We start from the raw sequence: 13,060 nt of genomic DNA, 5'->3' as shown, positions 1-13,060 counted from the left end.
CACCCGTTTCTTTACCGGGATGTTAGCTGAGATAGATGAACCGACACTGCCGTTCGGGCTGTCGGAGGTGCATCGTGATGGTTCACAGGTGACGGAATCATATCGGATGTTGATGACTTCACTGAATGACCGTTTACGTAGGCAGGCCCGGCGTTTGGGTGTCAGTTTGGCGGCGCTGTGTCATCTGGCCTGGGCGCAGGTATTGTCGCGTACCAGCGGTCAGCAGAAAGTGGTGTTCGGCACTGTGCTGTTTGGCCGGATGCAGGCGGGGGACGGTGTGGATAGCGGTATGGGGTTATTTATCAATACATTGCCGCTGCGTCTGGATATGGATGATACGCCGGTACGGGACAGCGTACTGGCCGCCCATACCCGACTCGCCGGATTATTAGCGCATGAGCACGCTTCATTGGCACTGGCCCAGCGTTGTAGCGGTGTACAGGGCGAGATCCCCCTCTTTAGTAGCTTGTTGAATTATCGGCATAATGCCCTGTCGGCAACGTCGGATGAATTCATCGGCGGTATTGAATTTTTGGATGGACAGGAGCGGACTAACTATCCGTTAGTGCTGTCGGTAGAGGATTTTGGTGAAGCTCTGGGTCTGACGGCTCAGGTGGTGCAGCCGCTTGATCCGGAAAGAATATGTGGATACATGCAACAGGCGCTGGAAAGTTTGGTGGAGACACTTGAACAGGCTCCGGAAACACCGGTACGGCGGTTGGAAATTCTGCCGGAAGCGGAGCGTACACTGTTGCTGAAAAGCTGGAATGCGACTGAAACCGTGTATCCTGACCAGTTATGCATTCATCAATTGTTTGAACAACAGGTGGAGAAAACGCCAACGGCGCCAGCGTTGATCGCGGGAGATAAGACACTTAGCTATACAGAATTGAATGCCTGTGCTAACCAACTGACCCGCCAACTGATTGAGCAGGGAATTAACCGGAATGAGCACGTGGCGGTTCTGTTAGAACGCTCTACTGAACTGGTAGTGGCCCAGTTGGCTATTCTTAAAGTTGGCGCCGTTTACGTTCCTGTCGATCCCCGTGTACCGGACGAGCGGAAAGTCTGGTTGATGAACGATTGCTCCGCTAAGTTGTTGATCACCGATGCACAATCTGAGATTCCGCTTGGCCTGTCTGTTCCTCTGTGTCGCCTCTCCGGTGAGACCGATACCATTAAAGCGGAAGATAGCCGCAATCCTGACTTACCGTGTTCCAGCGCCGGGTCAGCATATATCATGTACACCTCCGGCTCGACCGGCATACCCAAAGGCGTGGTCGTGCCTCATCGTGCGGTAGTCCGGCTGGTTATCAATAATGATTATGCCGAAATTGGACGGAATGATCGGGTTGCTTTTGCAGCTAATCCGGCTTTCGATGCCAGCACGTTTGAAGTCTGGGCGCCGTTGCTCAACGGCGGTGCGCTGGTGGTGATTGATCACGCGACTGTGCTGACGCCCAAAGAGTTTGTTCAGGCATTGCAGGTTCATTGCATTACGGTGTTGTGGCTGAGTGTCGGGCTGTTTAACCGGCTGGCGACAGCGTTGTCCCCGGTTTTCCCGCAGCTCAGGATCCTGATTGTCGGCGGAGATGTACTTGATCCGCATGTCATTGCTCAGGTTCTGCGTGATAGCCCGCCACAACAATTATTGAATGGCTATGGCCCGAGTGAAGGCGCCACCTTTACCACCACCTACCGTATTACGGCATTACCACCGGGAGTGACGAGGATCCCGATTGGCCGGCCAATAGCCAACACGCAAATTTATCTGTTGGATGCTGACGGTCAACCGGTGCCATTGGGTGCGACCGGTGAGATTTATGTCGGCGGAGATGGGGTTGCCTGTGGTTATCTCAATCGCCCTGAGTTGACTGCGGAACGTTTCCTAGTTGATCCGTTTAGTAAACAATCGGATGCGCGCATGTATCGGACCGGGGATTTGGCCCGTTACCTGCCGAACGGTAATCTGGAATTTCTGGGCCGTAATGATCAACAGGTCAAAATTCGGGGTTTCCGGATTGAACCGGGTGAAATTGAGGCCCGGCTGGTGGAATATCCTGCGGTGCAAGAAGCAGCGGTGCTGGCGTTGGGAGAGGGACCGGATAAGCGTCTGGTGGCTTATGTGGTGGCCGAAGCGGATGACGGATTGATTAACCGTCTGCGAGAGCATCTGAGCGTGTTATTGCCTGACTATATGGTCCCGGCGGCCTTTGTCCAGTTGGATGTTTTCCCGCTGACGTCGAATGGCAAACTGGATCGCCGGGCGTTACCTGCACCGGGAGAGGAGGCTTTTGCCCGTCAGGTTTACCAAGCGCCACAAGGTGAGATAGAAACTGCACTGGCGTCTATTTGGCGTGAATTGCTGGGGGTTGAGCAGATTAGCCGGCATGACAATTTCTTTGCGCTGGGTGGTCATTCGTTGTTGGTTGTCCGGATGATTGAATCCCTGCGGCGTATTGGTTTGGGCGTATCGGTACAAACGCTGTTCCGACATCAGACACTGCGTGTTCTGGCTCAGTCTGTGGCTCAACAGCGTGAAATCCAAATACCTGAAAACCGCATTACAGCAGATATGACGGAGCTGACACCAGATCTGCTGCCGTTGATTGACCTGACCCAGCCTGAAATTGATCTGATCGTCGGGCAAGTGCCGGGCGGGATAGTCAATATTCAGGATATCTATGGGTTATCGCCGTTGCAGGAGGGGATTTTGTTCCACCACCTGCTGGCAGACGAAGGTGATCCCTATCTGTTGACCAGTCAGATGGCCTTTGCTGACCGCGCTCTACTGAACAGTTATTTGGCAGCGGTTCAACAGGTGGTTAATCGGCACGATATCTTGCGTACGGCTTTTATCTGGCAAGGATTACCCGTACCGGCACAGGTAGTCTGGCGTCAGGCAACCTTGTCGGTGACTGAACTGACACTGGATCCGGCTGACGGCGCGATCAGTGGCCAGTTAACCCGGCGTTTTGACCCGTGTCATCATCGTATAGATCTGGATCAGGCACCGCTGCTGCGCTTTATCATTGCACAGGAAGAAGGAGGACGTTGGATCTTACTGGAGCAGCAGCATCACCTGATTGGTGACCACACCACACTGGAAGTGCTGAATAGTGAAGTACAGGCGTATCTTACCGGTCAGGAGGACAGTTTGCCTGCCCCGGTTCCTTTCCGCAATCTGGTGGCTCAGGCCCGGCTTGGTATCAGTCAGGCAGAGCATACCCGTTTTTTTACCGAGATGTTAGCTGAGGTCGATGAACCGACACTGCCATTCGGACTGACGGAGGTGCATCGTGATGGTTCGCAGGTGACGGAATCTCACCGGATGCTGAAGGCGGCGTTGAATGATCGTTTGCGTGGTCAAGCCAGACGTTTGGACGTGAGTTTGGCAACCCTGTGCCATCTGGCCTGGGCGCAGGTGCTATCGCGCACCAGCGGTCAGGAGAAAGTGGTGTTTGGCACCGTGCTGTTTGGCCGGATGCAGGCCGGCGAAGGTGCCGATAATGGCATGGGGCTGTTTATTAATACCTTACCGTTGCGGTTGGATATGGATGAAACCCCGGTACGGGACAGCGTACAGGCCGCTCATACCCGGTTATCGGGGTTGCTGGCGCATGAACATGCCTCACTGGTGCTGGCTCAACGTTGCAGTGGGGTAGCCAGTGGCACACCACTGTTCAATGCGTTGCTGAACTACCGGCATAATACGCCGCTGGCGGCCTCGGATGAACTCATCAGCGGTATTGAATTCCTTGACGCGCAGGAGCGAACCAACTATCCGTTTTCTCTGTCAGTGGAAGATTTTGGCAACGCACTGGGGCTGACGGCTCAGGTGGTACAACCGTTTGATCCGGAAAAGATATGTGGCTACATGCAGCAGGCGCTGGAAAGCCTGGCGGAAGCGCTGGAGCATACTCCGGACATGCCGGTTCGGGCATTGGACATCCTGCCGGAAGCGGAGCGGACCTTGTTACTAAGAACCTGGAATGCAACGGAAACGCCGTATCCTGAAGCTTTGTGCATCCATCAGTTGTTTGAACAACAGGCGGCGAAAACCCCTGACGCGACAGCATTAGTGTATGAAGGGCAGACGCTCAGTTATACCGAATTGAACATCCGCGCTAACCGGCTGGCGCATCAGCTGATTGCACTGGGCGTAGCACCGGATCAACCGGTGGCGATTTGCGTGTCGCGTTCATTGGCAATGGTGGTGGGATTGCTGGCGGTGTTGAAAGCGGGTGGCGCCTATGTGCCGTTAGATCCAGCTTATCCGGGTGAACGTCTGGTGCATATCTTGAATGATATTGCACCGTCAGTGATACTGGCGGATGAGGCGGGATGTGCGGTACTGGGCAGGGAGGCGCTGGCCGGACTGACGGTACTTGACCCCAATCTTTTACCTGACCAGTCAGACCGTAATCTACAGATACCTGCGCTGACTTCCCGTCATTTGGCCTATGTGATTTACACTTCCGGCTCGACCGGTACACCGAAGGGTGTCATGGTTGAGCATGGCTCTTTGTTAAATTTACATGGAACGCTGACAGAGCGTGCATTTGCGTCTTCACCGGCCCCTTACCGGGTTAGCCTGAATGCCAGTATTTCTTTTGATGCGGCATTGCAAAACATACTTGGCCTGTTGAATGGCTACACGCTGGTGATTGTTCCACAAGATGTGCGCGCCGATAGTGCGGCCTTATTGCAATTTTTAGTCAGGACAAATCTTGATGTGTTGGATTGTACGCCAATGCAATTAGAGATGTTGTTGGCAGCGGGTTTGCATCAGCATCAAAAAGCGTTGACGCTGCTGATTGGCGGTGAGCCTATATCAGTACAAACCTGGCAGGCGGTAGCCGATATACCGCAACTGACGGCTTATAACGTCTACGGTCCAACCGAATGCACCGTAGATGCGACGCTGGCCTGCATAGAACCGGCGCATCCTTACCCGACGATTGGTCGTCCGCTTGCCAATACCCGGCTTTATTTACTGGATAAATTTGGCTGTCCTGTGCCGTTGGGCATGGTAGGGGAATTATATATTGGCGGGGCGGGTGTGGCGCGGGGTTATCTGAACCGGCCGGAATTGACCGCAGAACGTTTCCTGATTGATCCGTTCAGTGACAACCCGGATGCGCGCATGTACCGAAGCGGGGATCTGGCCCGTTACTTGCCGGACGGTAATCTGGAATTCCTGGGCCGTAATGACCATCAGGTGAAGATCCGCGGTTTTCGCATTGAACTGGGTGAAATTGAAACCCGGTTATTGGAACACCCTGCGGTGAGTGAATCTGTCGTGCTGGCGTTGGGAGAAGGGCAGGATAAGCGTCTGGTCGCCTATGTGGCGGCGCCAGCGAATGACGGATTGGTTAACCGTCTGCGTGAACATCTGAGCGCGTTGTTGCCTGATTACATGGTACCGTCCGCCTTTGTGCGCTTGGATGCTTTGCCATTAACGCCGAATAGTAAATTGGATCGCCGGGCGTTGCCGGCACCGGGCGAGGACGCGTTTGCCCGTCAGGTTTACCAAGCGCCGCAAGGCGAGATGGAAACGGCTCTGGCGGCGATTTGGCGTGAATTGCTGGGGGTTGAACAGATTAGCCGGTATGACAATTTCTTTGCCTTGGGCGGGCATTCGTTACTGGTTGTCCGGATGATTGAATCCCTGCGGCGTATTGGTCTGGGCGTCTCGGTACAAACGCTATTCCAGCATCAGACACTCCATGTTTTGGCTCAGTCTCTGGATCAGCATCGTGAAATCCAGGTACCTGAAAACCGCATTACAGCGGATACTACGGTGCTGACACCGGATCTGCTGCCGTTGATTAATCTGACCCAGCCTGAAATTGATTTAATCGTCGGGCAAGTGCCGGGCGGGATGGAAAATATTCAGGATATCTATGCGTTATCGCCGTTGCAGGAGGGGATTTTGTTCCACCATCTGCTGGCAGATGAAGGTGATCCGTACCTGTTGACTGATCAGATGGCCTTTGCTGATCGCTCTTTGCTGGATAATTATCTGGCGGCGGTTCAACAGGTGGTTGACCGGCACGATATCTTACGGACCGCGTTTATCTGGCAAGGATTATCTGCACCGGCGCAGGTGGTTTTGCGTCAGGCGCCTCTGTTAGTCACTGAACTGAAGTTAACCCCCTCTGACGGGCCGATCAGTGATCAACTGGCCCGGCGTTTTGACCCACGTCATCATCGTATGGATTTGGGGCAGGTGCCGCTGTTGCGCTTTATGATGGCACAGGAAGAAGGGGGCCGTTGGCTCTTGCTGGAACAGCAGCATCATCTGATTGGTGACCATTCGACGATGGAAGTGATGGATCGGGAAGTGCAGGCGTATCTTGCCGGTCAGGAAGCACGTTTACCTGCGCCGGTTCCTTTCCGCAATTTGGTGGCTCAGGCCCGGCTTGGTGTCAATCAGGAAGAACACATCCGTTTCTTTACCAATATGTTAGCTGAGGTTGATGAACCGACACTGCCGTTCGGGCTGACGGAGGTGCATCGTGATGGTTCACAGGTGACGGAATCGCATCGGATGCTGACAACCGAACTGAATGACCGTTTGCGCGGTCAGGCCCGGCATTTGGGCGTGAGTTTGGCCGCCTTGTGCCATCTGGCTTGGGCGCAGGTCCTATCGCGTACCTGTGATCAGGAAAAAGTGGTGTTCGGCACTGTGCTATTTGGACGGATGCGGGTGGGGGACGGTGCTGACAGCGGCATGGGGCTGTTTATCAATACCTTGCCGTTGCGGCTGGATATGGATGATACCCCAGTGCGGGACAGTGTACTGACAGCCCATAGCCGGTTAGCGGGATTGCTGGATTATGAACATGCTTCACTGGCGCTGGCCCAGCGTTGCGGCGGTATACAGGGGGAGATCCCACTGTTTAACAGCTTGTTGAACTATCGGCATAATGCCTTGCCGGAAACGTCGGACGAAATCATTAGTGATATTGAAGCCTTTGGCGGACAGGAGCGGACCAACTACCCACTGGCACTGTCGGTGGAAGATTTTGGTGAAGCGCTGGGGCTGACGGCTCAGGTGGTGCAGCCGTTTGATCCGGACAGGATATGTGGATACATGCAGCAAGCGTTGGAAAGTCTGGCAGAAGCGCTTGAACAAGCCCCGGAGACCCCGGTGCGGACACTGAACATTTTACCGCAAGCAGAACGAAAACTGTTGCTGGAGACCTGGAATGCCGCGGAAACCGCGTATCCTGAGCAGTTATGTTTTCATCAATTGTTTGAACAACAGGTGGAGAAAAACCCTGACGCGATAGCGTTAGTGTATGAAGGGCAGAACCTCAGTTATACCGAATTGAACTCTTGGGCTAACCGATTGGCGTATCAGCTGATTGCACTGGGTGTCGTACCGGATCAACGGGTGGCAATTTGCGTGGCGCGTTCACCGGCAATGGTAGCGGGATTACTGGCGGTGCTGAAAGCGGGTGGGGCCTATGTGCCGTTGGACCCAACTTACCCGGGTGAACGTCTGGCGCATATCCTGAATGATGCCGCGCCGATTATTTTGCTGGCGGATAGTGTTGGGTGTGCGGTGTTGGGGGCGGAGGGATTGGCTGTGCTGACCGTACTCGACCCGAATATCCTGCCTGATCAGCCGGATAGTAACCCGCAGGTACCTGCATTGACTTCACAGCATTTGGCGTATGTGATTTACACTTCCGGTTCTACCGGTATGCCAAAAGGGGTGATGGTGGAGCATCGTGGTATGAGTAATCTGGCGCTGGCACAAGTTAGCCGGCTTGACATGCGTGTAACCAGCCGGATGTTGCAGTTTGCTTCCTTTGGCTTTGATGCCAGTGTTTGGGAAATCATGATAGCGCTGAGTGGGGGAGCAAGCTTAATTATCCCTGCCGACGCGGTTCGTCAGGATCCATGCCGTCTTTGGCATTATCTGGAAGAGCAGGCGGTGACGCACGCCTGTTTGACGCCCGCGTTGCTGCGGGAGGGGATTGATTTGCCGGCAATAACGATAAAACCCACGTTGGTTCTGGCGGGTGAAGTCCTGAGTACCGTGTTGCTTCAGGCTCTGAAGGGGAAGGTAACGCTGTTCAATGCGTATGGGCCGACGGAAACGACGGTCTGCGCTACGACTTGGCGTTGCCCGTCAGACTATATGGATGAATGGGTACCGATTGGGCAGCCGATGGTTAATACGCGGGTTTATCTGCTGGACACCTATGGTCAGCCCGTACCGTTGGGGGCCGTGGGAGAACTGTATATCGGAGGGGCGGGTGTAGCGCGAGGCTATCTCAATCGTCCTGAGTTGACCACTGACCGCTTTCTGGCTGATCCTTTTAGCAATAAACCGGATGCGCGCATGTATCGAACCGGGGATTTGGCCCGTTACCGGCCAGACGGCAATTTGGAATTCCTGGGGCGTAACGACCAACAGGTGAAAATTCGGGGTTTCCGGATTGAACCCGGTGAAATTGAGGTTCGGTTGATGGAATATCCGGCGGTGAGTGAATCTGTTGTGCTGGGGTTGGGGGAAGGGCAGGATAAACGTTTGGTCGCTTATGTGGTGGCGCCAGCGGAGGAGGGACTGGCTAATCACCTGCGCAGCCACTTGAGTGCCGTTTTACCTGATTATATGGTGCCGGCGGCGTTTGTGCGTCTGGACGCCTTCCCGTTAACGCCGAACGGTAAATTGGATCGCCAGGCGTTGCCTGCGCCCGGGCAGGAAGCTTTTGCCCGTCAGGTCTATGAGGCCCCGCAAGGTGAGATAGAAACTGCCCTGGCGGCGATTTGGCGTGAATTACTGGGGATTGAACAAATTAGCCGGCATGACAATTTCTTTGCGTTGGGAGGCCACTCGTTGCTGGTTGTCCGAATGATTGAATGCTTGAGGCGTATTGGTTTGGCTGTCTCGGTGCAAACGCTATTCCGGCATCAAACACTCTGTGTCTTGGCTCAGTCTGTGGCTCAACATCGTGAAACTCAGGTGCCTGAAAACCGGATTACACCGGATACGACGGTATTGACACCAGAGTTGCTGCCGTTGATTGACCTGACTCAGCCTGACATCGATCTTATCGTTGGGCAAGTACCGGGCGGGGTGACCAATATTCAGGATATCTATGCGTTGTCACCGTTGCAGGAGGGGATTTTGTTCCACCATCTGCTGACAAACGAAGGTGATCCGTACCTATTGGCTGGTCAAGTGGCCTTGGCTGACCGCGTTTTGCTGGATCGTTATCTGACGGCGATTCAACAAGTGGTTGACCGGCACGATATCCTGCGTACCGCGTTTATCTGGCAAGGATTATCTATGCCGGCGCAGGTAGTTTTGCGTCAGGTACTTTTATCAGTGACTGAATTGACGCTGGACCCAGCTGACGGGGCGATCAGCGAGCAATTGGTTCAACGCTTTGATCCACATCATTATCGTCTCGATTTGAGCCAGGCACCGTTGTTGCGCTTTATTGTGGTACCGGAAACTGATGGCCGTTGGGTTGTATTGCAATTGCAGCATCACCTGATTGGTGACCATACGACGCTGGATGTGATGGATCGAGAGGTGCAGGCGTATCTTGACGGTCAGGAAGCGAGTTTGCCTGCTCCAGTTCCTTTCCGCAATCTGGTGGCTCAGGCCCGGCTCGATGTCAATCAGGAAGCGCATACTCGTTTCTTTACCAATATGTTAGCAGAGGTAGATGAACCCACACTGCCCTTTGGGCTGACGGAGGTGCATCGTGATGGTACGCAGGTGACGGAATCTCACCGGATGCTGACGGCTGCGCTGAATGATCGTTTGCGTGGTCAGGCTAGAAGTTTGGGCGTGAGTTTGGCCGCTTTGTGCCATTTGGCCTGGGCACAGGTGTTATCGCGTACCAGCGGTCAGGAGAAAGTGGTGTTTGGCACTGTGCTGTTTGGACGGATGCAGGCGGGGGACGGCGCTGACAGCGGCATGGGATTGTTCATCAATACCTTGCCGCTGCGGTTGGATATCAATGATACGCCGGTACGGGACAGCGTACAGGCAGCCCATACCCGACTTGCTGGATTATTAGAACATGAACATGCTTCATTGGCGTTAGTTCAGCGTTGCAGTGGTGTTCAGGGGGAGATCCCACTCTTTAGCAGCTTGCTGAACTATCGACATAATGCATTGCCAACAGAGTCGGATGAACCCATCAGCGATATTGAATTTCTGGGCGGACAGGAGCGGACTAACTATCCGTTTGTGCTGTCGGTGGAGGATTTTGGCGACGCACTGGGACTGACGGCTCAGGTGGTGCAGCCGTTTGATCCGGAACGGGTATGTGGGTATATGCAGCAGGCGCTGGAGAGTTTGGCAGAGGCACTGGATCAGGCCCCGGAAACACCGGTTCGGGCACTAAACATTCTGCCTGAAACGGAGTGTACGTTGCTGTTAAAGAGCTGGAATGCGACGGAAACCGCGTATCCTGACCAGTTATGTATTCATCAGTTGTTTGAACAACAGGTGGAGAAAACCCCGGATGCCACAGCATTGGTGTATGAAAACCAGACGCTCAGTTATGCAGAACTGAATGCCTGGGCTAACCGGCTGGCTTACCAACTGATTGCCTTGGGTGTGGCGCCGGATCAGCGGGTAGCGATTTGCGTGTCACGTTCACCGGCAATGGTGGCCGGGGTGTTGGCGGTATTGAAGGCGGGTGGCGCCTATGTGCCGCTGGATCCCGCTTACCCGGGTGAGCGTATGGGCCATATTCTGACGGATGCCGCGCCTGCGATGTTGTTGGTGGATAATGCCGGGCGTGCGGCATTAGGGGCAGAGGCGTTGGCTGCGTTGACCGTACTGGATCCGAATATTCTGCCTGACCAGCCGGAAAGTAACCCACAGATATCTGGATTAACCTCACAGCACTTGGCGTATGTGATTTACACCTCCGGCTCGACGGGCACACCAAAAGGGGTGATGGTCGAACATCAAGGGTTGGTCAACCTCACTCTGGATAAAATAGCCCAGTTTGGCATTGGCGCGGATAGCCGGATGTTGCAGTTTGCCTCATTGGGCTTCGATGCCAGTGTCTGGGAAATTATGATGGTGCTGGCTGGTGGGGCGACTTTAGTTATTCCTGCTGATCTTGTCCGTCAGGACCCGGGCTGCCTCTGGCATTATCTGGAAGAACAGGCGGTGACGCACGCTTGTGTCACACCGGCACTGCTTCGGGAAGGTGCCAATTTACCAGAGATAACAATAAAACCGACATTAATATTGGGGGGTGAAGCCCCCAGTGCGGCGCTAATACAAGCGTTGAGGGGAAAAGCAACCCTGTTCAATGCGTATGGCCCGACGGAGATCACCGTGTGCGCCACCAGCTGGCGTTGCCCGTCAGATTATACGGTGGCGTTGATCCCTATCGGTCGCCCGACTGCCAACACGCGGGTTTATCTGCTGGATGGTCATGGTCAGCCAGTACCGTTAGGCGCGATGGGGGAGTTGTATATTGGCGGGGCCGGTGTAGCGCGGGGTTATCTCAATCGCCCTGACTTGACCGCTGAACGTTTCCTTATCGATCCCTTTAGCGATAACCCGGAGGCGAGAATGTACCGCACTGGGGATTTAGTCCGTTACCTGCCGGACGGCAATTTGGAATTCTTAGGCCGTAGCGACCAACAAGTGAAAGTTCGCGGTTTCCGGATTGAACCCGGTGAAATTGAGGCCCGGTTAGCGGAGCATCCTGCGGTGAGTGAATCGGTGGTGCTGGCATTGGGTGAAGGGCAGGATAAACATTTGGTCGCTTATGTGGTGGCGCCAGCGGCGGAGGGATTGGCTAATCGCCTGCGTAGCCACCTGAGTGCCATGTTACCTGACTATATGGTGCCGGCGGCGTTTGTGCGTCTGGATGCACTTCCACTGACCCCGAACGGTAAACTGGATCGCCGGGCGCTACCGGCACTGGATAATGAAGCCTTTGCCCGTCAGATTTATGAAGCACCACAAGGCGAAACGGAAACCGTATTGGCAACGATTTGGCGTGAATTACTGGGGATTGAGCAGATTAGCCGGCATGACAACTTCTTCGTGCTGGGCGGTCACTCACTGCTCGCTATGCGAATGATAAATCTTGCTGCTGGCCGGGGTTTGGTTTGCACATTAAATGTGTTGTTCCAATTCCCGGTGTTGGCTGAACTGGCAGCAAAAATCATCTCAGATTCGCTGTCTCAACCGCAAAGTGGTGCTATATCAGTGCGATCTGACGGAACCGGGCTGCCGCTGTTCTTTGTGCCTAGCGGAATGGGTGACTATTCTTATGTCTTTGGATTGGCTCAACAGATTCAGCCAGGTTACCCGATTTATGCACTGCCCTGGTCATCCATCAGTGAAGAACCGATGTCGATGATGGAGGCGCAAGCTGTCAGAATGATCAGCTTGATAAAAGCGGTTCAACCGGAAGGCCCGTACCGGCTGGGCGGTTACTCTTCCGGCGGAATATTGGCTTATGCTATTGCCGAGAGGTTGTTACATACTGGTGAGAAGGTGAATTTCCTGGGGTTGATTGATACGCCGGCTCCTCACTATTTTGGGCCGCAGAAAATGTCGCCTAAGCATCAGTTCTTTGTCGAATTAGCAAGGCAATCAGGGGAAGAGCGTACCCAAGAGATGGCGGAATTGTTTCGGCAAATTGATGAATTGAATTTAGTGCAGTTTATTGAAGCGGCACAAGAATTAGCGTTATATCCGGCAAATCTGCGCGCTGATTTAATCGCAAAACGTTGGGAGCAGATAGAGAATTATGCGCAGATGGTTAGAGATTATGATCCGCAGGCATTGGCGGTAACGCTGCATCAGTTTTATGCAATGGAACCTTCACCCTCTATCTCTTTTATGGCGGATGAAGAGACGGAACGTTTAAATATAGAGCCATCGCTGGGCTGGGAGCAGATAATACCTGATACTTTGCTTCAACTGATTGCGATACCGGGTAACCATTTTAGTGTATTAGAGGATAATGAACATAAAACTGCTTTAGCTCAGGCTCTGAATAGGGCGCTGGCAATCAGTTGTAATGGGGAGGCGCTATCATACTGA

Annotated in this window: 1 protein-coding gene (cut by a window edge); it reads left to right on the top strand. The window is 53.9% G+C overall.

The genetic code is table 11. From position 1 onward, the window contains the following. Nucleotides 1-13,060, top strand: partial view of a non-ribosomal peptide synthase/polyketide synthase gene (locus VY86_RS23885; RefSeq protein ID WP_162200368.1) — the final stretch only. Its footprint begins 19,088 nt before the window's first position; only the last 13,060 of its 32,148 coding nucleotides appear in the window; the start codon falls outside the window, past its left edge; its stop codon occupies nt 13,058-13,060.

It is taken from the genome of Photorhabdus thracensis, from assembly GCF_001010285.1.
Taxonomy (GTDB): domain Bacteria; phylum Pseudomonadota; class Gammaproteobacteria; order Enterobacterales; family Enterobacteriaceae; genus Photorhabdus; species Photorhabdus temperata.
Note: the sequence above shows the minus strand (reverse complement) of the source record. Positions and strands in the feature narration are given on the sequence as shown.